This window comes from Streptomyces sp. NPDC030840 (genome assembly GCF_055572015.1).
Map to the genome: position 1 here is coordinate 40,686 of NZ_JBVIEE010000009.1, position 22,822 is coordinate 63,507.

A 22,822-nucleotide genomic window follows, 5' to 3' on the forward strand; every position below is an offset into this window, starting at 1 on the left:
GGATGGGACCCGGTCTCCTGCGGGGGGCCGGGTCCCGTCATGTGTGGCGCTGTGCGGGCACTCATGGGTGCAGCCTGTGGATAACTCTGAGGCTGTCGGTGCGGACCCCTATCGTGGCAAGGGCTGGAGGAAACGCGGGCGACGCGGATGCCGCGGACGACGTACGGGGGACGGGTGATGACTGGGATGGGCGGGACGGGTGTGATGGAAGTGGACGGGGCGGTCGCCGGGGCAGGCACCGAGGCAGGGCGCTCGGCCGACAGTGAGGCGCTGGCCGTGCTGCACCGCGTCTTCGGGTACGACGCCTTCCGCGGTGAGCAGGAAGCGATCATCGAGCACGTGGTGGCGGGCGGCGACGCCGTCGTGCTCATGCCGACCGGCGGCGGCAAGTCGCTCTGCTACCAGATCCCGGCACTGGTCAGGCCCGGCACGGGCGTGGTCGTCTCCCCGCTGATCGCGCTGATGCAGGACCAGGTGGACGCGCTGCGGGCGCTGGGAGTGCGCGCCGGGTTCATGAACTCCACGCAGGACTTCGACGAGCGGCGCGTGGTGGAGGCGGAGTTTCTCGCCGGCGAGCTGGACCTGCTGTATCTGGCGCCGGAGCGGCTGCGGCTCGATGCGACCCGGGACCTGCTCGGGCGAGGCAAGATCTCGGTGTTCGCGATCGACGAGGCGCACTGCGTGTCGCAGTGGGGCCACGACTTCCGGCCCGACTACCTGACGCTGTCGCTGCTGGGCGAGCGCTGGCCGGACGTCCCCCGGATCGCGCTGACCGCGACGGCCACGCGCGCCACGCACCGGGAGATCACCGAGCGGCTGGTCATGCCGAGGGCCCGCCACTTCGAGGCCAGCTTCGACCGGCCCAACATCCAGTACCGGATCGTCCCCAAGGCCGACCCCAAGAAGCAGCTGCTGTCCCTGCTCAAACAGGAGCACGCGGGCGACGCGGGGATCGTGTACTGCCTCTCAAGGAACTCGGTGGAGAGGACGGCCGAGTTCCTGAGCGGGAACGGCATCGAGGCCGTGCCGTACCACGCCGGTCTGGACGCCGGCACCCGCGCGGCCCACCAGGCGCGGTTCCTCCGGGAGGAGGGCCTGGTCGTCGTGGCGACCATCGCCTTCGGCATGGGCATCGACAAGCCGGACGTGCGGTTCGTCGCACATCTCGACCTGCCGAAGTCGGTGGAGGGGTACTACCAGGAGACCGGCCGGGCCGGGCGTGACGGGCTGCCGTCCACGGCATGGATGGCGTACGGGCTCCAGGACGTCGTCCAGCAGCGGAAGCTGATCCAGACAGGCGAGGGCGACGAGGCGTTCCGCCGCCGGGCCGCCGCCCACCTGGACTCCATGCTGGCGCTGTGCGAGACGGCACAGTGCCGGCGAGGGCAGCTGCTGGCCTACTTCGGGCAGGAGCCGACGCCGGGAGGCTGCGGCAACTGCGACACGTGCCTGAACCCTCCGGAGACATGGGACGGCACCATCGCCGCGCAGAAGCTGCTGTCGACGGTGGTGCGGTTGCAGCGGGAGCGCGGGCAGAAGTTCGGGGCCGGGCAGATCATCGACATCCTGTTGGGGAAGCGCACCGGCAAGGTCATCCAGTTCGACCACGACCAGCTGTCCGTCTTCGGGATCGGGGAGGAGCTGAGTGAGGTCGAGTGGCGGGGCGTCGCACGGCAGTTGCTCGCGCAGGGGCTGCTCGCCGTGGAGGGCGAGTACGGGACGCTGGTGCTGACCGAGGCCAGCGGGTCCGTGCTGCGGCGGGAGCGGGAGGTACCGCTGCGGAAGGAGCCGAAGAAGGCGGTGACCCCGCGGGCCGCCTCGGGAACGGCTTCGGGAGGCTCGTCGTCCTCCGGCCGGGGCGACCGCAGGGCGAAGACCGCGGTGGCCGAGCTCCCGGAGGAACTGCTCCCGGTCTTCGAGGCGCTGCGTGCCTGGCGTGCCGAGCAGGCGCGCGAGCAGGGCGTTCCGGCGTACGTCATCTTCCATGACGCCACACTCCGCGAGATCGCCACGGTGCGGCCGACGTCCGTGGACCAGCTGGGCGGGATCAGCGGGGTCGGGGAGAAGAAGCTGGCGACGTACGGGGAAGGGGTGCTGGAGGTGCTCGCCTCGCTGGGCGGGGCGAGTGATGGCGCTCCGGCCCTCGGCGGACCGGGAGGCTCGGCCGGCTCCGCCCACTCGGCAGGCCCGGTGGAGGGCGATGCGGACGACGGCTTCGGCGGGCCGGACCAGGAGCCGGACCCCGAGCCGGACGACTGGGCGCAGGGGGTGTGATGGATCACCGGGAGCAGGCGGTGCGCCCGGCCGAGTCACCGCAGCGCGACGCCATCGTCGCCGTGCTGCGGAGGGGCGACCGCCTACTCGTCATCGAGCGCGGCCCACAGGCCCGGCGGGCGGGCTACTGGGCGCCGCTCAGCGGGAAGGTCGAGCCGGGCGAGAGCCAGGCGGAGGCACTGGTCCGGGAGGTCCGCGAGGAGGTGGGACTTCAGGTTGTGCCGCTGGCGAAGGTGTGGGAGTCGGAGACGGACGACCGAGGGTTCCGGCTGCACTGGTGGACCGCGGACGTGGCGCAGGGGGAGATCGTCATGCAGCCTGGCGAGGTGAGTGACGCGCGGTGGGTGACGGTGGGGGAGTTCCTGGAGTTGGAACCGACCTTCGCCGAGGACCGCGAGTTCTTCGAGCGGATCCTGCCGAAGATATGAAGGTGGGGGCGCTGTACAGGGCGCCCCCACGTGAAGCGCTCAGGGCTTGCGCAGGGCCCGGATCCGCTGCTGGGCTCTGCTGACGGCGCGTTCGAGTTCGATGCGGGCGTGTTCCTGCTTCATCGCGCGCTCCAGTTGGGCGTCGAGCTCCGCGCACGGCACCCGCGCCGTGCCGGCCGGCTCGGGGAGGCCCGTGGAGAGGTAGTCGTCGAGGTGGTCCACGACGGCCCGGAGTTCGGTGTGGAGCACCTCCAGTTGGGCACCGGAGGCGTTGATGAGGTGACGCAGCCGCCTGAGCGGCTCGAGTTCGCCGGCCCGGCAGGGCTTCTGGGCGAGTTCGCAGAGCTTCTCGAAGGTCTCCTTGAGGTAGCTCGCGGCGTCCTCGAGGTCCTTGGCGTCCTCGTCGGTGTCGTGCGTCTTCCTCATCCACGCGAACACCCGGGCGTGGTGGCGGATCCCGAGGAAGGTGAGGGCGGTCATGAGAGCGCCGGACACGGCGGACACCAGCAGGGAGCCCGCACTGGTGCCGATCGCCAAGGAGGTCGAGCTGAGGGTCATCGTGGTCCGATCCGTTCGATGCGCGAGCGTGCGTGACCCTCGTGGGTCCCTGCGACGCTGCAGGAAGTCGTGGTGGGTGGGTCGGGCCCGGTCGTTGTGCCGACGGCGGCTCGGAGCGCCTACGCGGGCATGACGATGTCGCGGAGAGCGGAGGGGTCCGTCACCACGAACTGCCGGTACTTGCTGGTGATCGCGCGGTGGGTGTGGCGTAGGGAGCGGATCGCGTTCTCCACGGTGGACATGCCCATCTGCAAGGCGTCGGCGATGTCCCTCTGGGTCGGCCCCAGGATGGTGATGTGGTCGGGCCGCGTGGTGCTCCTCGTGCCGGCGACATCGGCGAGGTGCAGCAGGAGGGCAGCGACGCGCTGGACGGGCGGGCGGGTGACCGTGCCGTAGATCCGTTCGTCGCTGCGGTTGCGGTCCTCCAGGCTGCGCAGGAGGGCCAGTTGGGCGTCGGGCTGCTGGTGGAGGAGAACGTTCATGCGCTGGACGGGGCAGGGCATGACCCAGGTCGTGGCGAGGCAGACGGTCCTGACCGACGCCTCCGGTTCGATGAGCTTGGCCTCGCCCAGGAGCTGGCCGACCCCACGGAACCTCGTGATCCTGGTGCCGAAGGGAAAGCGTTCCTGGAGGACACAGCCGCCGAGGACGATGTGGACGTGCCGGTGCTCCGGTCCGAGCGGAAGTTCCTCGTCACGCTCGTACACACGGGCGTCCGATCCCCAGGCGCTGACGAGCCGCGGCCAGGTGTCGTTCGGGAGGTGGTCGAGAAAGCTTCCTCCGGGCATCGTCTGACGGCCCTTGAGGACGTCAAGGGTGCGGAACGCGTCGACCTTGGGAGGCACGGTCAGCCTCCCGCCGTGGTCGTGTCGTTGGGCGGTACGGAGGCGTACGGCCGCGACAGCGCGTAACGGTGACGGTTCGTCAGCCGACGGGCGCCGGCTCCCTGGAAGCAGGGCGTGCGCTGTGCGACGACGCCATCATGGACGGCGGTCTGCATCGGGGTCTGAGTCCTTCCGGAGGGGAGGGGACGGGGGCCCGGGTGCGCCCGCGATCGCGGGCGCACCCGGGTTGGTGGGTCCAGCGCCCTCTCCTTCGCGTGATCATCCGGCTGGTTTAGGTCCGGTGCGAGGCGAAGACGTCAGGTCGACCAAGTTACATCTCGGTGAGAGTAAATCGCCAGTCAAGCATGCGTGAGAGCGCGGTAATTCACTACGGGTCGCGGTATCCGCCGGAGAGCGGAAATCAAACCCTTCACGGGAGGGATTTGCACCAGGTTTGCGGCCCCCGTGCGCGCGCGTTCGAGCGCTGTCACCGTCAGTGTTCTGTACTTCACGCCAAGTTGAAGCAGGTGACTTCGTAAAGGTCGTGCGCAAGGCCGCTGGGAAATTCCTGCAGATGGTCCGAGGGTGCGTGGGGAGCGGCGCCACCGAAAACAAGGAGACCCTGGGGAACCACCCCCAGGGTCTCCAGGAAAGGGCCTGGACCCACCAAGGCTCAGACCTGCAGCCAGTAAACACCATGAACTGCGAAAAGGTAACTGTGACAAGGAGGCTGGCGCTGGGCACTCCCTCTGGCGAGGGGTTCGGGGGCGCTATTTGGTGGCGCTTGCCCGTTGAGGCGAGACGTTCCGTATCGCCAGGGGGTTTGTTGCATTGATCAGGCTATGTTCCTTTTGTCTCGCCGGTGACGCCGTTCAACTTTCGAACCGGCGCTAGAAAAGTGAATAATGACCATCCCTGGGTCGCTGTTTGACCGGACAAGGTGGGCGGGGTGGGCCGGTCGGGCCACAAGCTCAAGCGTTCAACCACCTGGAAAGTGCGCGGTAAAGCGCGCAAAACCGCGTCACTTAATCTTCCTCGCGGTATAGAAGGCGGGGTCATGCGAGATTGTTCCGGCGGTCCCAAGGTGAATTCCAGGTATGCGGCCGGAGTGGGATATGCCGGGTGGGTGAAAGGCCGGGCCGGATGCCCTCGAAGTCGTGTCCTCGATTTTCGGAATATCGACTAATCAATAAGGGGAGATTCGCGTCCGTCCGGGCCGCCGGTAACCCGCTGTGCTCTTACACCTCGTCAACTCCGCGCTCTGTCAGGAAATTGACGCCCCGTCGGATCGCACGGACCGTAGTTCTTCGGGAACGCTCTGTAGGTAACGCGGTGTGTACGCCGTCACATCCCCGTCGGAGTCCTTCGTGGCTGGGGCGAGAGCGGTGCGGGGGCGCCGCACCGCGCGACCCGCCACGACGAACCCGCAGCCGCCCTCCGGCGGAACCCGGCGGACGCGACGCACCCGGCGGCGCCGCCGGAGGGGAGGACTAGCGGCCGGCCACCACTCGGCCCCTCACCTCACCCAACCCCACCCGCGTACCGCCGGGCCCGGGGGCCCACCCCGTGAGGGTGACCTCGTCGCCGTCCTCCAGGAAGGCCCGCTTGCCGTCAGGGAGGTCGAGCGGGTCGCGGCCGTTCCAGGTGAGTTCGAGCAGGGAACCGCGCTCACGCTCCGAAGGCCCGCTGACCGTCCCCGAGCCGTACAGATCCCCCGTACGAAGGGACGCGCCGTTCACCGTCATATGGGCCAGTTGCTGCGCGGCCGTCCAGTACATGGTCGAGAACGGCGGCTCGGAGACGACGTGGCCGTTGATGGCCACGGAGAGGCGCAGGTCGTAGCCGGAGGGCTCCTCGGAGGAGTCGTCCAGGTAGGGCAGCAGGTCGTGCGTCCGCTCCGGAGGAGTCACCCGGGCCTCGTCCAGGGCGTCGAGCGGGGTGACCCACGCCGACACGGACGTGGCGAAGGACTTGCCGAGGAACGGGCCGAGGGGGACGTACTCCCAGGCCTGGATGTCCCGTGCCGACCAGTCGTTCAGCAGGCACAGGCCGAAGACGTGGTCCCGGAAGGAGGCGAGCGGGACGGAGGCGCCCATGGGAGAGGGCGTTCCCACCACGAAGCCGACCTCCGCCTCGATGTCCAGGCGGGTGGAGGGGCCGAAGACGGGGGCGGGGTCGGCGGGCGCTTTGCGCTGGCCGGCGGGGCGCACCACCTCGGTGCCCGAGACGACGACGGTGCCGGACCGGCCGTGGTAGCCGATCGGCAGGTGCTTCCAGTTGGGGGTGAGGGAGTCCGCGGCGTCGGGGCGGAAGATCCGGCCGACGTTCCGGGCGTGGTTCTCGGAGGCGTAGAAGTCGACGTAGTCCGCCACCTCGAAGGGGAGATGGAGAGTGACGGACGTCAGGGGGTGGAGGTGGGGGGCGATCGTCTCCTGGTGGGAAGGGACGGTCAGCCAGGCGGTGAGGGCGCGGCGGACGTCCGACCATGTCGTGCGGCCAGCGGCGAGGAGGGGGTTCAGGGTCGGCTGGGCGAGGACGGCGGCGTAGGGGGAGGCCAGGGCGCGCGCCGCGGCGCCGGCGTCGAGGACGTGGTCGCCCAGGCGGACACCGACGTTCCGGGTCCCGGAGCCAGGCCGGGAGAAGACGCCGTAGGGCAGGTTGTGCGGACCGAAGGGGTCGCCCTCGGGGACGTCGAAGGGGGGCATGGGGGTGTGCCTCGCTTTCCGTGCGCTACGTCCAACCGTCGTATGAGGCCCTGGTGGCCCGTCCGGTCCGGCCTTCATGAAGCCGGGGTCCTGCGGCACACGTTACGGGGGAGTGACCTGAGCGGGCAGTGGTCGCCAATGCCTGAAGAACTCGTAATGTCTGGATATACGCGACCGGAATATATGTGATCGGAGTCGGTAGTCGCGGGAGCGGCCACCCACGGGCCCAGCCCCACGGGTCCCGCCCCGCACAGCGCGCGGCACCATGACCTGAGCCGGTTCTCCGGTGAGGAACTCCTCGTCGTCGGCGCGGGCTCCGCCCGGGAGACGGCGGCGCCGGCCGCGGAGGCCGGGGCACGCGTACGGGTGGTCTCGCGCGGCCGCGGCAAGGTGGCGTTCAGGGCGCCGCCCGGACCAGCCCCGGCTCCGCCCGGAGTCCGGACGAGGCGGGGGAGGGAACGCGGGCGGGGCCGCCTGTTGCCGGGTGTCCTGCGGGGAGGGGCGGAGCGGGGCCGGCCCGGTGGGCGATTCGTCCTGACGCCCGGTTCGCCCTCGCGCGGCGACGCGTGGCTGGACCGGATGCCCGTGACGCCCCAACGGCCGAGGTACGTCGGCCGGTTCACGCCGGACAGGCGGGCCCCGCCGATCCGTATTCTCTGATCATGAACCCGCGCACCGCATATGCCCTGATCGCCACTGACCTGGACGGAACGCTGCTCCGCGGCGATGACACGCTCTCCGACAGGTCGCGTGCGGCGCTGGCCGGAGCCGTGGCCGGGGGGGCGCGCCACCTGGTGGTGACGGGACGCCCCGCGCCACGCGTACGCCCTTTGCTGGAGGACCTCGGCAGCGAGGGGCTCGCGGTGTGCGGGCAGGGCGCGCAGTTGTACGACGCCGGCGCGGACGGGCTGCTGTGGTCGGTGACCCTGGACCGGGAGCTGGCGGAGACCGCGCTCGGCAAGATCGAGGCCGAGGTCGGGCAGGTGTACGCGGCCGTCGACCAGGACGGTGTGGACGGACTCACCCTCATCGAGCCCGGCTACCTGATGCCGCACCCGACCCTCCCCGCCGTACGGGTCCTGCGGCGCGAGGACCTGTGGTGCGAGCCCGTCAGCAAGGTGCTGCTGCGCCACCCGTCCCTGTCCGACGACGAGTTGGCGGCGGCGGCCCGCGGGGCGGTCGGTTCCCTCGCGACGGTCACCATGTCGGGGCCCGGCACCGTCGAACTCCAGCCATGCGGGGTCACCAAGGCGACCGGCCTCGCCCTGGCCGCCCGGCACCTCGGGCTGGGCCCGGCCGACACCATCGCCTTCGGGGACATGCCGAACGACATCCCCATGTTCGACTGGGCCGCGCACGGGGTCGCCATGGCCAACGCCCACCCGGAACTCAAGGCCGTCGCCGACGAGGTGACGTCGTCCAATGAGGAGGACGGGATCGCGGTGGTACTGGAGCGGCTGTTCCCGGGCACCGGCGCGGACCCGATGCCCCGGCCCCGGTCCGAATCAGGGTCCGGGGCCGGGTACGGGGCTGTACCGGGGGGACCCCGGTCCGGGGCTGTCCCGGGCGGCCCCCGGCCCGGCTCCGTACCGGGGCCGGGCCGGCGGAGCTCGTCGCCCGCTCGGCCCGGCCGGTAGGTGTTCGGCGATGTCCGGGATCAGTAGGGCCCGTTGACGTTGTCGATCGAGCCGTAGCGCGCGGCGGCGTAGTTGCACGCCGCCACGATGTTCGCGACCGGGTCGAACGGGTCGTTCGCCGTGCCCTCCACGTGGTACGCCTGGAAGGTCGGGTCGATGACCTGCAGGAGCCCCTTGGAGGGGGTGCCCGCCGCGGCGTTGGAGTCCCAGTTGTTGATGGCCTGGGGGTTGCCGGACGACTCGCGCATGATGTTGCGGTAGATGCCGTCGTACGACCCGGGGATTCCGTTCTTCGCCATGATGTCCAGCGCCTCGCGGATCCAGCCGTCGAGGTCGTCCGTGTACGTGGTGTCGGCGACCTCGGTGGCGTCGGCGACGGTCTGCGGGGACAGGTTGGACGGGGCGGACGGGGTCGACGAGGCCGACGGAGTGGACGGGGTCGGCGGGGTCGATTTCTCGGTGGCCGTGGACGTCTTGTCGGCCGTCCCGCTCGGCTTGCTCTCCTTGCCCGCGGTGCCCGAGGTGTTCGCCGTGCCGGCCTTGGCCGTCCTCAGCTTGAGGTGGAGACCCGGGTGGATCATGTGCGGGTCGTCGCCGATGGCCTTGCGGTTGTCCTTGTAGATCGTCCGCCAGCCACCGCGGGTGTCGTGTTTGTCCGCGATGCGGTAGAGCGTGTCGCCCTTGACCACCGTGTACGTCAGGGACTTGAGCCGGGGCGCGGTCTGGACCTCCTGTGCGGCGGCGGGGGCCTGGGCGGGCTGTGCGGCGCTCGCGACGGTCGCGCTCAGGAGCGGGAGGGCGAGGGCGGCGGTGCCGGTTCCGGCGACGACGGCTCCTCGGGTGAACGGGTTGGTTCTGGGGCGGCGGTGCTTGCCTCGTGCGGCCATGGCGCTGTTCCTCTCCGGCGCCTGCGAGGTGAGCTGTCGGGTTCGGGCGGGGAGGTGCCCGGCCGTGTCCGGCGACGCGTCGTGCGTTCCGTGCGCGGCTTCACCCCGAGCCGGCCCGTCGTGCGGGCCGGCGGCTTACCTGGGTCCCCCGCTCCTGCCTGCGTGAGTGTTGGTCAGTGGGGATTCCGGGCGGCGGCAGGATTCGGCGTCCCGTCCGGATGGACCGTGAACGTATGCGAGAGCACATGTCAGGAACAAGGCCCAAAGCGCGGCAGAACTGCCGTTGATCGGCTCTTTTTGGTCAATGGGCCTGCCAGATTTCCGGAAGGCGACGCTCAACTTGCCTTCTGCAAAGGAAGAGTCGAGAAGGTGGGCGCGAGGGGTGCCGTTCGGTCGGCGTGACTCAATTCACGGAACGGATCGGATGAAGCGCTGGCAATCCGGCAATTCGGACAAGTCGTCCGCTGGTTGGGTTGCCGGTCGGGCCGGTCGGTGAGGTGTGGTCCGACTCCCTTTCGGGGTGCGCCGGCCCGATGGCGGGGCTGAGTGCGGGGCATACGTGCGGTGTTCGGGGAACTCGCCATCCAACTCCATGTGGAGGGCGCGAGGTACGCGGGGTGCGTGGGGAGTGGGGAGGTCGTGCGGAAGCGGGTGCCGCCCCTCGTCGTGTGGCCGGAACCTTGCGTGCGGGGTGCGTCGTTGTCGTAGCGGTCGCCCGGTGAGCCGGCCGCGGTGACCACCCTGAGTGGCTCGGGTCCGAGAGCGGCGTCGGCGTGTGCGGAGGTGTGACGGGAGAGGCCTCGTGAGAAGCGGCGTGGGGGAAGGGCGTACGGATGAGCGAGTTCGACGGGCCCATCGGAGTGATCTCCGTGGTCGCGAGGGCTCGGCGCATCCAGTGGTCACGGGTGAAGGTGTCGACTCGGGAGTCGTTACATGTCTGCTTGTATCACCTGATCAAGAACATACCGGGCGTGATCCGATACAGCCCGCGCTGGACCTGTGGGTGCCCGTGGTGATCGAAAGGTGACCGGATACGCTGACTCGAGTGATGGCAGCGACAGATCGACAATCCGTGTCATCGACCGTGAGACCGATTTTGAGACCGACCGTGTAACCGTCAGTAGACGTCAGCAGACAGGAGACCCCTCGTGACCGTCGTCGGGCCGTTCGGGCTGAGCGTGCGGGACCAGGCTCTGGAAGCCGATGTCCAGGCCGGATTGGCGGCTGTCGAGGAAGGGTTGCTCGAAGCCACCAAGAGCGAGGTCCCCTTCATCCAGGAGGCCGCTCAGCACCTGCTGCGGGCGGGCGGGAAGCGTTTTCGGCCACTGCTCGTGATGCTGGCCGCGCAGTTCGGTGACCCGTACGCCCCTGGGATCGTCCCGTCGGCCGTGGTGGTCGAGCTCACACACCTGGCCACGCTGTACCACGACGACGTGATGGACGAGGCCGAGGTGCGGCGGAGCGTACCCAGCGCGAACGCCCGCTGGGGGAACTCCATCGCCGTCCTGACCGGCGACTTCCTGTTCGCGAGGGCCTCCCACATACTGGCCGACCTCGGGCCTGAGGCGGTCCGCATCCAGGCCGAGGCCTTCGAGCGGCTGGTCACCGGGCAGATCCTCGAGACCGCGGGGCCGCGCGACGGGCGGGACCCGATCGACCACTACCTGGACGTCCTCGGCGGCAAGACCGGATCACTGGTGGCCGTGTCCGGGCGGTTCGGCGCGATGATGTCCGGGGCCGACGAGACCGTCGTGGACGTGCTGACGCAGTACGGAGAGCGGCTCGGCATCGCCTTCCAGCTCGCCGACGACGTCCTCGACATCGCCTCCGACTCGCACGAGTCCGGTAAGACCCCGGGCACCGACCTCCGCGAGGGCGTCCCCACGATGCCGGTGCTGCGGCTGCGCGAGCGGGCCGAGCGGCTGGGGCTCGCCGAGGACATCGCGCTGTGCGAGCTGCTGGCCTCCGACCTGAGCGATGACGCGCGGCACGCGGAGGCGCTGGCCCGGCTGCGGACCCATCCCGCGCTGGAGCAGGCGCGGCGGGACACCGTGCGGTACGCGGAGGAGGCGCGGACGGTGCTGTCGCCACTGCCCGAGTGCGATGCGAAGGCCGCGCTGGTCGAGCTCTGCGATGCCGTGGTGCACCGAGCGGGGTGAGTGCCCCCTGGGGCTTCGCCCTCAGACCCCCGATCGCCCTGAGGGCTCGTCCTGGAACGCAGGACGGGCTCTTATTTTGTGACCAATCATGTGAAGAATCCTGTGAAGAACGCCACCTTCGGCCCCTCGGAGACCTCCGGAGACCCCTGGAGACCCCGCGGACCCCTACGGGTCGGGGGAGGCGTCGCCTCTCCATGTCATCCCACAGCAGTACATGGAGTTGATTCCGGGGTCTGACGCTTCTGGGTAGCCGATTTGGTCAGATGGAAAGCACCACTCCTCACCGATTCGGGTGAGAATGGCGGCTCGGGGTGGACGACGACGAGTGCGAGTTACGACGAACAAGCCGCCGCCTACTACGGAGGTAAGGCACACATGGCACCGTACGAAACCGACGACAGCGCGAAGGCCGGCGAGACCGACGACGTGCCTGCCGGGCGCCGCAAGGCCGCGCGGTACGTCGTCCCCGTCACGGTGGTGGGGGTGGCGGCCGCGACGATCGGGCTGGTCCCGGCGTTCGCCGGCTCGGGCGACCCCGATCTGCCGAAGATCAGCGCACAGGAACTCGTCGAGAAGATCGCCGCGTCGGACGTACAGCAGGTGTCCGGGACGGTGAAGATCAGCACGAACCTCGGGCTGCCGGACCTGGGCGGTCTGGAGAGCAGCCTCGGCGGGGCCGGCGGGTCCGGCGGGCCTTCCCGCGACGACGGTGGCTCGTCCGCCGACCCCTCCTCCAAACTGCTCGAACTCGCCTCCGGCACGCACACCGTGCGCGTCGCGGCCGACGGCCCGGACAAGCAGAAGCTCTCGCTGCTGGACAAGGCCTCCGAGTACAGCGTCATCCACAACGGCGACGAGGTGTGGGCGTACGACAGCAGCTCGAACGAGGTCTTCCACACGACCGGCGCCTCCGAGGGCAAGGGCAGGGACCACAAGTCCGGCAAGGACGTGCCCGAGGACATCCCGGCCACGCCCCAGAAGCTGGCCGAGGAGGCCCTGAAGGCGGTCGACGACACCACGTCCGTGACCGTGGACGGCACCGCCCAGGTCGCCGGCCGGGACGCGTACAAGCTGCTCATCAAGCCCAGGGAGTCCGGCTCCACGGTCGGCGCGATCTCCATCGCGGTGGACTCCAGGACGGGGCTGCCGCTGAAGTTCACGCTCACCCCGGCGAGCGGGGGCGCGGCCGTCGTGGACGCGGGCTTCACCCAGGTCGACTTCTCCAAGCCGAGCGCCTCCACGTTCGACTTCACCCCGCCGAAGGGCGCGAAGGTCACCGAAGGGGACGAGGCCGAGGCCCGGGGACACCACGACAACGCGGCGCCGTCCGGCGAGGACCTCGGCAAGGAGTTCGAGGGCGGTGGTCTGAAGACCATCGGCGAGGGCTGGAACTCCATCGCCGTGTTCGACGCGGGCGGCCAGGGCGTGCCGTCGGGGGCCGCCACCGGCAGCAGCGCCGTCGACGGGTTCCTGAACTCCCTCGGCGACAAGGTCAGCGGCGAGTTCGGCTCCGGTACGGTCTTCAAGACCCGCCTGATCAACGTCCTGATCACGGACGACGGCAAGGCGTACGCCGGCGCGGTCACCAAGGACGCGCTGGTGAAGGCGGCCAACGCGGCCAAGTAGGACACGGTCGGCCAGGACACGGTCGGCCAGGACACCGGCGGGCGGGCCGGGACGGTGGAGGACGCCGTCCCGGCCCGCAGCCGCACCCGAGGGGAGCCATGACGGACGCAAGTGTCATCCACACCCAGGGTCTGACCAAGACCTTCCGGGGCGGCCAGGTGGCCGTGGACCACCTCGAACTCACGGTTCCCAGCGGGAGCGTCTTCGGGTTCCTCGGGCCCAACGGCTCCGGCAAGACCACCACCATCCGCATGCTGATGGGCCTGATCGAGCCCACGTCGGGCACCGCCCGCGTGCTCGGCCGACCCATGCCGGCCGCCGCCCGCACCGTACTGCCGCAGGTGGGCGCCCTCATCGAGGGGCCCGCGCTGTACGGCTTCCTCTCCGGCCGGGACAACCTGCTGCGGTACGACGCCGCCGACCCCACCGCCGACCCGCGCACCCGGCGTACGCGGGTCGCCGCCGCGTTGGACCGGGTGGGGCTGACGGCTGCCGCGGGCAAGAAGGCCAAGGCGTACTCGCTGGGCATGAAGCAGAGGCTGGGGCTGGCGTCGGCGCTGCTCCAGCCCCGCAGGCTGCTCGTCCTCGACGAGCCGACGAACGGGCTCGACCCGCAGGGGATGCGGGAGATCCGGTCCCTGGTACGGGAGCTGGCGTCCGACGGCACCACCGTCTTCCTCTCCTCCCACCTCCTCGACGAGATCGAACAGGTGTGCACGCATGCCGCGGTGATGGCCCAGGGGCGGCTGATCACCCAGGGTGCGGTGGCCGACCTGGCGGCCGGGGCGCGAGGGCGGCTGGTCGTGACCACACCGGACGCCGGGGACGCGGCCCGGGTGCTCAAGGAGCAGGGGGTCGGCGATGTCGTCGTGACGGACGAACAGGTGACGGGCGAGCCTCCGGACCGTGACCTCGCCGAGGTGAACGCGGCGCTGGTGGCGGCCGGGGTCCGCGTACGCGGTTTCGTGGTCGAACGGGCCTCGCTGGAGGACGCGTTCGTGGCGCTGACGGGGGAGGGCTTCGGTGTCGCGGGCTGATACGACGCGGGCTGACAGGGCGCAGGCTGATACGGCGCGGGCTGACAGGGCAGCGCCTGGGGAGGCCGCGGAGGTACGGGCTCCGAGCCCGCTGTGGACGTTCGGCCTGTTCCGCAACGAGCTCGTCACCACTTTCCGCCGCTGGCGCACCCTCGCGCTGCTGGCCGTGCTCGCGGGCGTGCCCGTCCTGGTGGGCGTGGCCGTGAAGATCGAGACGAGTGACGGCTCGTCGGTCGATGGCGGGGGCGGCGGGGGCCCGGCCTTCATCGCCCAGATCACCAACAACGGTCTGTTCCTGGTGTTCACGGCGCTGGCCGCGACCCTGCCCTTCTTCCTGCCGATGGCGATCGGGGTGATCGCCGGGGACGCCATCGCAGGCGAGGCGAACGCGGGGACGCTGCGCTATCTCCTCGTCGCGCCCGCGGGCCGCACCCGGCTGCTGCTCACCAAGTACGCGACGGCGATGACGTTCTGTCTGGTCGCCACGCTGGTCGTCGCGGTGTCGGCGCTCGCGGTGGGCGCGTTGCTCTTCCCGCTCGGCGAGCTGACGACCATCTCGGGCACGCGCATCAGCTTCGCCGAGGGGCTGGGCCGGGCCTTGCTCATCGCCCTGGTGGTGGCCGCGTCCCTGATCGGTGTGGCCGCCCTGGGCCTGTTCGTGTCGACCCTGACGAGCAGCGGTATCGCGGCGATGGCCACGACGGTCGGCCTGCTCATCACCGTGCAGATCCTCGACCAGATCCCGCAACTCGACGCCCTGCAGCCGTACTTCTTCTCGCACTACTGGCTGTCCTTCGCCGACCTGATGCGAGACCCGGTCTACTGGGACGACCTGCAGCGCAACCTGGGCCTGCAGTGCCTGTACGCGGCCGTGTTCGGGTCGGCGGCGTGGGCGAGGTTCACCTCGAAGGACATCACGGCGTAAGCGCTCCGCCGGGTGAGCCGGGTGAGCCGAGTGAGCCGGGGGGGGGGGGCCGGGTCTGCCGGGTGACTGCGGGGGCGGCCGGTCTCAGACCGCGGCCGTCCCGGTGAGGCGGGCCAGGTCCGCGCTCTCCCGTGGCAGTGGGGCGGTGAGATCGCCGATGCGCCAGGCCGGCATCCAGGGGACGTGGTAGACGTCGATGACGGAGCTGATCAGCTTGACGTGCTCGGCCAGTTGGCGGGGCAGGCGGCCGGGCGCGTCGGCGACCAGGACGACGGCGTTGAGGTCGAGTCCCGGTGGTGCGTCGCCGCGCCGGAAGGTGTCGAGGGTGTACGAGATGGCGTTGAGTCCTGTGGCATGGGTCCGCGCCACCAACAGGATCGACTCGGGTTCGCCGTGCTCGGGCCGGGGCCAGTTCCGCCCGGTGTCATGGCCGCCGAACACGGTCGCGAGGGTCGTGGTGCCCGCCCCGCCGTGCGTGGCGACCCAGGCGAACCGCCGGGGAGCGGCGACCAGCCGGGCGTTCGGCTCCGGCTGCCGCTGCTCCGGCTGCGGCTGCGGCTGTTGTTGAGGTCGCCGCTGCTGAGGTCGCCGCTGCTCCCCTTCGACGACCGGACCGCGTACCCAGATCTCCGGCCCGCTCGGCGTCAGTTGTTCTCGCTGCCCCTGCATCGCCCTCTCCTCCTCGTCCGTTACCGATCTTCGTGGTGCGCGGACGTTCCCGGAAGCCGGATACCCGCTCCTGGGACGAGCCTGTGACGCTGTGGTGACGCGGGAAGCGGGGGAGATCGGAGAGACTCGTGGGGGCGGGGCTGTGTCTTCCGCGGCGCCCTTCGTGGCGTCCGTGACAACCCGGGGCGCGGCTCCGCCCGATGTCCAGATGTCCCGATGTCCCGCTGCCCTTCCCTTCCGGCGTCCCTGCCGATGTCCTACTTCCGACCCGAGTGAGGAACCATGTCTCGACTCAGCCGCGAACAGCAGCGGGACTTCGACTGGGCGGAGCGTCCGGGGCCGGAGTCCGGGATGCTGCCGATCGACGTGCGGGTACCGGCGTCCGGTGACGGCGCGTCGGTGGGCGGCATGCTGGTGGCGGCCCTCCCCGACGAGCCCCTGCAGGACACCGTCCTCGACTACCTCCACCGCATCGCCCTCGCCTCGGGCCACTCCGTGCTCGCCACCGTCCACGACGAGCGCATCGGCTACGCCGTGCCCCTGCGGATCTCCGAGGACGGCTCCAGCAGCTTCGTGGACGAGCCGGTGCGGGTGGACGAGCCCGTACGAGTGGACGAGCCCGGAGGGGGTGCGGTGTTCGGCGCCCGGAGTTCCACGCGGGAGGCCGCGGCGACTGGCTCCGGCACGGTCTCCGCGCCCGTCACCGCACCCGTCCCCGCCGCCGAGGACGACGACTCCGGGCCCAAGCCGCCCCCCGTAACGGAGTTCGAGATCGCCGAGGCCGTGATGGGCACCGTGGACGCGGACGGGGCGGAGCCCTCGCCGTACGCGGAGCCGATCGGACGGATCAACGAGGCCGTGAGGGCGGGCCGGATCGACGAGGCCGCCGCCCTGGCCGAACTCACCACCACCCAGGCGTCGTCGGCCCTCGGCCCGGAGCACCCGGAGGTCCTGTGGCTGCGCGAACTGGCCGCCTACATCGCCTACCTGGGCGGAGACATGCCCAGGTCCTTCGAACTCTCCCTGGACCTGGCCCGGATCCGCCACCGCCGGCACGACGCCCGGGCCGCGTACGGCGACGTCCAGAGCGCGGCCGCCGCCTGGCGTGCCGTCCGTGACCCGCACGAGGGCCTGCGCCTGGGGAGCGACCTCATCGACGTGTGGACCGACCTCACGGCGGAAGCCGGCCCCGCGGCCGAGGACATCGAGCAACTCGAGTCGGCCCGCACCCGCATGGGCCGTCTGGCGAGCCGCGCGCAGGCGAGCGCGTCCCCGGAACCGGCCACCGGCACAGAGCACTGACCTGGCCTGGCCTGGTCTGACCGGCTCCGGGAGCCGCGTTGGCTACGAGGACAGCTCCCACACCGCGTACGCCAGCGCGTCCCCGTTCCGGTTCAGCGCCGTCTCGTTGATGTTGGACGTCGTGTCGCACGACGAGTGGTAGCAGCGGTCGAAGGACTGACCGGCCGTACCGCCCCACTTGGCGGCCTGTGCGGCCGACTTCGTGTTGCTCGCGCCCGTGAAGAGGCCGCCGACCGGGACGCCCGCGCTCTTGAAGGGGGCGTGGTCGGAGCGGCCGTCGCCCTCGGTCTCGATCTCCGTGGCGACGCCGATACCCGTGAAGTAGTCCTTGAACGTCTTCTCGATGGCCGGGTCGTCGTCGTACACGAAGTAGCCCGGGTTGGGCGAGCCGATCATGTCGAAGTTCAGGTAGCCGCTGATGCGGGCGCGGTTCGCGGAGGAGAGGTTGCTGACGTAGTACCGCGAACCGACCAGGCCCCGCTCCTCCGCGCCCCACCAGGCGAACCGGAGGTGCTTCGTGGGCTGGTAGTTGGTCCGCGCGACGGTGAGGGCCGCTTCCAGGACGGCGGCCGAGCCCGAACCGTTGTCGTTGATGCCGGGGCCCGAGGTGACGCTGTCCAGGTGCGATCCCGCCATGACCACCTGGTTGGTGTCGCCGCCAGGCCAGTCGGCGATCAGGTTGTAACCGGTGGCGCCACCGGAGGTGAACTGCTGGACGGTGGTGGTGAACCCGGCCGCGTCCAGCTTGGCCTTGACGTAGTCGAGAGACGCCTTGTAACCGGCGCGCCCGTGCGCTCTGTTGCCGCCGTTCGCGGCGGCGATGGACTGGAACTGCGTGAGATGGGCCTTGACGTTCGCCACGGGCAGATCGGGTGCGGCGGCCGCCGCCTCCTGGGCGGGGGCCGCCCCGGCCATGGACCCGGTGGTGAGCAGCGTGACGGCTGCGACGACGGCAGTCGCCGTGGCACGCCCGGGAACGGAGAGCTTCATGAGTGGGGGGCTCCGGATTCCGTAGGGACTCCGGCCACCGCCACGGGGTTCATGGCGGACGCACGGTGAGTCCACAGTGAATGGGGTGCCTCGGATGGTGCTGGTGTGGCTGACTGACCGTCAAGAGTGCTATCCGGTCAGGGGTGTTCGCCTAGCGGACGGTCTGGTTGACTTCGTCCGGTCACCGGGCGTGGGCCTGGAAACCACCCGGCGGTCTACGGCTTGGCGTCCGCCGGACCGGACACGGCACCGGCACCGGCATCGGGCACAGCACCGGCAACCGCATCGGGCGCAGCACCGGCACCGGCATCGGGTACAGCACCGGCAACCGCATCGGGCACAGCACCAGCATCGGCATCGGCATCGGGCACAGCGCCGGCGCCGACACCGGCATCGGACGCGGCGCCCACGGCGCCGGCGACGGGCATGGCGCCGGCGACGGGCATGGCGCCGGGGGCGGGCGTGGTGGTGCCCGCGGCACTGATCCCGTTCCTGAGCGCGCGGGCCGCCCGGCGCGCGGTACGCAGCGCGTCCCAGGTCAGCAGCGACAGCGCCAGCCAGACCAGCGCGAAGCCCGCCCAGCGCTCCGGCGGCATGGCCTCGCCGAAGTAGAGGACGCCGAGCAGGAACTGGAAGACGGGTGCCAGATACTGCAGGAGCCCCAGCGTGGACAGCGGAACCCGGATGGCGGCCGCGCCGAAGCACACCAGCGGCAGCGCGGTGACGACCCCGGTCGCGGCGAGCAGTGCGGCGTGCCCGGGGCCCTCGGACCCGAAGGTGGCGTCACCCTGACTGCTCAGCCACAGCAGATAACCCAGGGCGGGCAGGAACTGGATCGCGGTCTCGGCGGCCAGCGACTCGATGCCCCCGAGGTCGACCTTCTTCTTCACCAGGCCGTAGGTGGCGAAGGAGAAGGCCAGGCACAGGGAGATCCACGGTGGCCGCCCGTACCCGATCGTGAGCACCAGGACGGCGGCGAAGCCGACGCCGACCGCGGCCCACTGCGCCGGCCGAAGTCGCTCCTTCAGCAGCAGCACACCGATGGCGATGGTCACCAGGGGGTTGATGAAGTACCCGAGGGAGGCCTCGACCACCTGACCCGCGTTCACGGCCCAGATGTAGACACCCCAGTTGACGGTGATGACCGCCGCGGCCACGGTGACGAGCCCCAGCCTGCGCGGCTGCCGCAGCAGCTCACCGGCCCAGGACCAACGCCTCAGCACCAGCAGCGCGGCGCCGACCAGGACGAGGGACCAGGCCATCCGGTGGGCGAGGATCTCGACCGCCCCGGCGGGCTTCAGCAGGGGCCAGAAGAGGGGGACGACGCCCCACATGCCGTACGCGGCGAAACCGTTCAGCAGGCCTATTCGATGCTCTCGCCCTGACTTCCCGCTCAACGGCCCTCCCTCACTCGCGGGGCCGCACTGGCACAGCCCCGTCGAAGGTAACGCCGGCCGCCCCCGCCTGTCATGCCCGTATCGCTATACGGTCATGACCGACGGGGGTCTCAGGAGAAAGCTGCTCCAGCGGTCATGCTTCAGGCCGCGGAAGCGGTCATGCTTCAGCCCGCAGAGCGGTCCGGCTTCAGCCCTTCAGCGCGGCCGCGATCGAGTCGGCGATCGGCGTGGTGGGCCGGCCGGTCAGGCGGGACAGGTCGCCGGGGGTGCCGGCCAGCTGGCCCTTCTCGACGGACTCGTCGACTCCGGCCAGGATCTGGGCGAGCGGCTCGGGCAGCCCGGCGCCGGTCAGGATGCCCACGTACACCTCGGCGGGTACCGCGTTGTAGACGATCTCCTTGCCGGACTGCCTGGCGACCTCGGCCGCGTACTCGGCGAAGCCCCACGCGGTGTCGCCGCTCAGCTCGTACGTCTTGTTCTCGTGACCCTCACCGGTCAGTACGGCGACGGCGGCGGCCGCGTAGTCGGCGCGCGCGGCGGAGGCGACCCGGCCCTCGCCGGCGGCCTGGACGACGGCACCGTGCTCCAGCACGGGAGCGAGGTTCTCGGTGTAGTTCTCGTTGTACCAGCCGTTGCGCAGCAGCACGTACGGCAGGCCGGACGCCAGCAGCGCCTCCTCCGTGCCGCGGTGGTCGTCGGCGAGGGCGGCCTTCAGGGCGCCCGGGCCGCTGGTGTAGGCGAGCAGCGCGACACCGGCGGCCTTGGCGGCGTTGATCACGACCTTGTGCTGGCCGACGCGGTCGTTGCCGACCTCGCTGCTGGATATGAGGAGCACCTTGTCACCGGCGGAGAAGACGCCGTCGAAGGTCTCGGGGGCGTTGTAGTCGGCGACCGCGAGCTTCACTCCGCGGGCGGCGAACCCGGCGCCCTTCTCCTCGCTGCGCACGACAGCGGTGATCTGCTCGGCCGGAACCTTCTCCAGCAGGCCCTCGATGACGAAGCGGCCCAGGTTCCCGGTGGCGCCGGTGACGATGATGCTCATGATGCAGACAACTCCTAGGTGGGGTGGCTCTGCCGCTAACCCTAAGGCGTGCGCTAACTCTCCGAAAGTACCCACTTTGAAGTAAGGTACTGGCATGACCGTAAGTACCGTCGCGACGAGCGCCCCCGTCGGCAAGTACGCCACGGGTGAGGAGATGTGCCCGCACCGCCTCGTCCTGGAGCACGTCACCAGCCGTTGGGCCGTCTTGATCCTCATCGAACTCCTGGACCGCCCGTACCGCTTCAGCGAACTGCGCCGGGCGATCGGCAGGGTCAGCGAGAAGATGCTGACGCAGACGCTCCAGACCCTTGAGCGCGACGGCCTTGTCCACCGCGACGCCAAGCCGGTGATCCCGCCGAGGGTCGACTACTCCCTGACCCATCTGGGCCGGGAGGCCGCGGAGCAGGTCCGCTCGCTGGCCGCGTGGACGGCGGAGCGGATGGGGGAGGTGCAGAAGGCGCGGGAGGCGTACGACGCGGCGAAGGCGCGCCCCTGAGCGGGGAGGGCCCACCTGGTCCTCGCCCGACCCTTGCTGTTCCTCGCCTGACCCTTGGCGTTCCTTGCTGTTCCTTGCCTGGTCCTGCCCCGGTCCGGCGCGCGTGAACGGCGCCCGTGGGGCACACATGGGTCAGGGCTCCGGTCCGTGTACAAGCCATGTCCACCCGTGCGCCCCCCTCTTGCCTCTCACGCGCGATCGAACCGCCGGGCACGCTGGTGGGAGGGGCGGTTACGCCCACCGTGCGCCGGCCCGCCCATGCCACCGGCCGGAGCGTACGGCTACCGTCCGGGGAGAACCTTGACATGGCCACACTGACTCCGGTTGTGCGGCGGATCGGGTCCGCGGTGGTGTCGGCTCTCGGCCTGGTGCGGGTGCCGTTCACGGCGCGCGGCAACCGCCGTCGGCGTCAGGAGGAGCTCACCGTGGAGCTTCTCGCCAAGCTCACGTTCATCGCCGAGGGCATCGAGCACATGGTGCAGGAGATCCACCGCGCGAACCTGATCCAGCAGCACCGCCTCGTCACGCAGCAGCTGGACCGCGCGATCGACGACCCCTCGCTCGCCGCCGCCCTGAGCACCCTGAACGGGATCTCCGACGTCAAGCGCCGCCAGCTGATGTTCGCGAACCGCGAGTACGGCACGATCCTGCTCGCCCACCGCATCGGGTACGTCGACTGGAACGAACTGGTCGGCCATCTGCGCATGCTGTCCCGCAACGAGGTCTTCGCGGAGTACTGGGAGCGCACGGCCGAGCACCGCAGGAGCCTGCCCGAGGAGTCCCTGGAGGCCCGGGTCGGCAGAGCCGTCGACACGATCATGGAAGAGCTGGCGGACGACCCGGACGAATGGTGGGTGGTGGGTCCCGCGCCCGAGCAAGCGCCCGGCACCGCGTCCACGCCCGGGACCGCCCCCGGGCACGCCCCCGAGCCCCCCGGCGAGAGCCGCTCCTGACCCCTGCTTCGGTACGCCGTCCGCCGGGAGCGATCGTGGGGTTCGGCAGGGTTGGGGAGGAACGCGTGTGGTCATTTATTTTATCCGGGGTCGCCGTGACCCCGGGGGTGCGTCAGTCGTTATAGGGCGTCACCCCCCGACCCGGGGCGTCACCGCCCCGAGTGAGAGGGGACCGCCCGTTGCGCATCGAGCTCTCTTCCGCCCGCATCACCCGTCGGCTCGGTGACTCTCCCCGCCAGCGGGGGAGCCTGACCGGAGAGTCCTGCCCGGACCTCTTCGAACTCACCGACGGCAACTTCGCCGTCATCGGAACCGAAGCCACCGCCGCCCTCGAACCCCACCTTCCCTCCGACGCGGCCAGAGCCGACTACGAGCGCATCGTCGTCATCACCCGAGAGACCCTCGTCCGAGCCAAGCGGGACATCCCCGACGCATGACCGAGCGAGGGCCTGGGGGCCGTACGTCACCCCAGGCCCTCAAGGAAGGGTTCCGACCGCCGACCGACGAAGCCCCCGGCCGAGGAAGTCCGTCGGCCGACAACTCTCCGGGTGTCCCTGTCGGCCGAGGGAGCGTCAGCCGACGACCGTCCGGGTGTCCGCGTCGGCCGGTAAAGCCCCCGGCCGAGGAAGGCCTCCGGGCGGGGAAGCCTGTCAGCCGATGGCCGTCCGGGTGTCCCCGTCGGCCGGTGAAGCCCCCGGCCGAGGAAGGCCTCCGGGCGGGGAAGCCTGTCAGCCGATGGCCGTCCGGGTGTCCCCGTCGGCTGGCGAAGCCTCCGGCCGAGGAAGGCCTCCGGGCGGGGAAGCCTGTCAGCCGACGACCGTCCGGGTGTCCCCGTCGGCTGGCGAAGCCTCCGGCCGAGGAAGGCCTCCGGGCGGGGAAGCCTGTCAGCCGACGACCGTCCGGGTGTCCCCGG

19 protein-coding genes and 2 pseudogenes are annotated in these 22,822 nt (G+C 70.6%); 12 read left to right on the forward strand and 9 right to left on the reverse strand.

Translation table 11 applies throughout. The features are described 5' to 3' along the window. Positions 1–186: 186 nt before the first annotated feature. Both recQ and ACZ49J_RS20665 read left to right on the forward strand, forming a co-directional pair. Complete coding sequence (recQ, locus tag ACZ49J_RS20660) at positions 187–2,274, forward strand: DNA helicase RecQ (RefSeq protein WP_467450222.1); 2,088 nt, start codon at positions 187–189, stop codon at positions 2,272–2,274. Beyond that, complete coding sequence (locus ACZ49J_RS20665) at positions 2,274–2,702, forward strand: NUDIX domain-containing protein (RefSeq protein WP_467449859.1); 429 nt, start codon at positions 2,274–2,276, stop codon at positions 2,700–2,702. The genes recQ and ACZ49J_RS20665 overlap by 1 nt, the downstream gene beginning before the upstream one ends. Positions 2,703–2,741: 39 nt before the next feature. On the opposite strand, the gene ACZ49J_RS20670 is transcribed toward ACZ49J_RS20665, so the two are convergent. From ACZ49J_RS20670 to fahA, 4 genes are all read right to left on the reverse strand, one after another. Then, positions 2,742–3,260 carry a hypothetical protein gene (locus ACZ49J_RS20670; RefSeq protein WP_467449861.1) on the reverse strand — a complete coding sequence of 173 codons (519 nt, stop codon included), beginning with the start codon at positions 3,258–3,260 and terminating at the stop codon, positions 2,742–2,744. A 119-nt stretch (positions 3,261–3,379) separates the two neighbouring features. Beyond that, on the reverse strand, positions 3,380–4,105 hold the full coding sequence (locus ACZ49J_RS20675; protein WP_467449863.1) for a Crp/Fnr family transcriptional regulator: 726 nt from the start codon (positions 4,103–4,105) through the stop codon (positions 3,380–3,382). Positions 4,106–4,107: 2 nt separating this feature from the next. Beyond that, entirely contained in the window at positions 4,108–4,260 is a 153-nt protein-coding gene (locus ACZ49J_RS20680) for a hypothetical protein (RefSeq protein WP_467449866.1), read from the reverse strand. 1,314 nt (positions 4,261–5,574) lie between these two features. Then, positions 5,575–6,789 (reverse strand): fumarylacetoacetase, encoded by a 1,215-nt coding sequence (gene fahA, locus ACZ49J_RS20685; RefSeq protein WP_467449870.1) that lies wholly within the window; start codon positions 6,787–6,789, stop codon positions 5,575–5,577. A gap of 201 nt (positions 6,790–6,990) precedes the next feature. On the opposite strand from fahA, the pseudogene ACZ49J_RS20690 reads away from it, so the two are divergent. Together ACZ49J_RS20690 and ACZ49J_RS20695 are read left to right on the forward strand one after the other, a co-directional pair. Beyond that, positions 6,991–7,237 (forward strand): annotated as a pseudogene (locus ACZ49J_RS20690) (NAD(P)/FAD-dependent oxidoreductase); the annotation flags it as partial. Between the two features lie 214 nt (positions 7,238–7,451). Continuing rightward, a pseudogene (locus tag ACZ49J_RS20695) lies at positions 7,452–8,255 on the forward strand (HAD family hydrolase); the annotation flags it as partial. Between the two features lie 191 nt (positions 8,256–8,446). Here the strand turns inward: ACZ49J_RS20695 and ACZ49J_RS20700 are convergent. Then, the gene (locus ACZ49J_RS20700) at positions 8,447–9,313 is read right to left on the reverse strand and encodes a LysM peptidoglycan-binding domain-containing protein (RefSeq protein ID WP_467449874.1); all 867 of its coding nucleotides are present in this window, start codon (positions 9,311–9,313) and stop codon (positions 8,447–8,449) included. A 1,148-nt stretch (positions 9,314–10,461) separates the two neighbouring features. Here ACZ49J_RS20700 and ACZ49J_RS20705 point away from each other — a divergent pair. The 4 genes from ACZ49J_RS20705 to ACZ49J_RS20720 all read left to right on the forward strand — a co-directional run bounded on the left by ACZ49J_RS20705 (position 10,462) and on the right by ACZ49J_RS20720 (position 15,060). Beyond that, positions 10,462–11,472 carry a polyprenyl synthetase family protein gene (locus ACZ49J_RS20705; RefSeq protein ID WP_467449879.1) on the forward strand — a complete coding sequence of 337 codons (1,011 nt, stop codon included), beginning with the start codon at positions 10,462–10,464 and terminating at the stop codon, positions 11,470–11,472. 375 nt (positions 11,473–11,847) lie between these two features. Then, positions 11,848–13,098 carry a LolA family protein gene (locus ACZ49J_RS20710; protein ID WP_467449883.1) on the forward strand — a complete coding sequence of 417 codons (1,251 nt, stop codon included), beginning with the start codon at positions 11,848–11,850 and terminating at the stop codon, positions 13,096–13,098. 98 nt (positions 13,099–13,196) lie between these two features. After that, on the forward strand, positions 13,197–14,135 hold the full coding sequence (locus ACZ49J_RS20715; protein WP_467449884.1) for an ABC transporter ATP-binding protein: 939 nt from the start codon (positions 13,197–13,199) through the stop codon (positions 14,133–14,135). Beyond that, a complete protein-coding gene (locus ACZ49J_RS20720) occupies positions 14,122–15,060 on the forward strand; it encodes an ABC transporter permease (RefSeq protein WP_467449886.1) in 939 nt (312 codons plus the stop codon). Before ACZ49J_RS20715 ends, ACZ49J_RS20720 begins: the two co-directional genes overlap by 14 nt. Before the next feature lie 84 nt (positions 15,061–15,144). Here the strand turns inward: ACZ49J_RS20720 and ACZ49J_RS20725 are convergent, their stop codons facing one another. After that, positions 15,145–15,729, reverse strand: coding sequence for a DUF6668 family protein (locus ACZ49J_RS20725; RefSeq protein WP_467449887.1), 585 nt, complete (start codon positions 15,727–15,729; stop codon positions 15,145–15,147). A 282-nt stretch (positions 15,730–16,011) separates the two neighbouring features. Between ACZ49J_RS20725 and ACZ49J_RS20730 the strand changes: the two genes are divergently transcribed. Next, positions 16,012–17,031, forward strand: a complete 1,020-nt coding sequence (locus ACZ49J_RS20730; RefSeq protein ID WP_467449889.1) for a hypothetical protein — start codon at positions 16,012–16,014, stop codon at positions 17,029–17,031. Between the two features lie 42 nt (positions 17,032–17,073). Here the strand turns inward: ACZ49J_RS20730 and ACZ49J_RS20735 are convergent, their stop codons facing one another. The 3 genes from ACZ49J_RS20735 to ACZ49J_RS20745 form a co-directional block, all read right to left on the reverse strand. Further along, positions 17,074–18,021 (reverse strand): M28 family metallopeptidase, encoded by a 948-nt coding sequence (locus ACZ49J_RS20735; RefSeq protein ID WP_467449892.1) that lies wholly within the window; start codon positions 18,019–18,021, stop codon positions 17,074–17,076. 215 nt (positions 18,022–18,236) lie between these two features. Next, positions 18,237–19,418 (reverse strand): EamA family transporter RarD, encoded by a 1,182-nt coding sequence (gene rarD / locus ACZ49J_RS20740; protein WP_467449894.1) that lies wholly within the window; start codon positions 19,416–19,418, stop codon positions 18,237–18,239. 187 nt (positions 19,419–19,605) lie between these two features. Next, positions 19,606–20,460: an SDR family oxidoreductase gene (locus tag ACZ49J_RS20745; protein WP_467449895.1), complete on the reverse strand. Its 855-nt coding sequence runs from the start codon at positions 20,458–20,460 to the stop codon at positions 19,606–19,608. Positions 20,461–20,554: 94 nt separating this feature from the next. Here ACZ49J_RS20745 and ACZ49J_RS20750 point away from each other — a divergent pair, with 94 nt between their 5' ends. The 3 genes from ACZ49J_RS20750 (at position 20,555) to ACZ49J_RS20760 (ending at position 22,346) form a co-directional block, all read left to right on the forward strand. Continuing rightward, positions 20,555–20,956: a winged helix-turn-helix transcriptional regulator gene (locus tag ACZ49J_RS20750; RefSeq protein ID WP_467449896.1), complete on the forward strand. Its 402-nt coding sequence runs from the start codon at positions 20,555–20,557 to the stop codon at positions 20,954–20,956. A 305-nt stretch (positions 20,957–21,261) separates the two neighbouring features. Continuing rightward, positions 21,262–21,909, forward strand: coding sequence for a DUF6082 family protein (locus ACZ49J_RS20755; RefSeq protein ID WP_467449897.1), 648 nt, complete (start codon positions 21,262–21,264; stop codon positions 21,907–21,909). A gap of 179 nt (positions 21,910–22,088) precedes the next feature. Beyond that, positions 22,089–22,346, forward strand: coding sequence for a hypothetical protein (locus tag ACZ49J_RS20760; protein WP_467449898.1), 258 nt, complete (start codon positions 22,089–22,091; stop codon positions 22,344–22,346). Positions 22,347–22,822 lie beyond the last annotated feature (476 nt).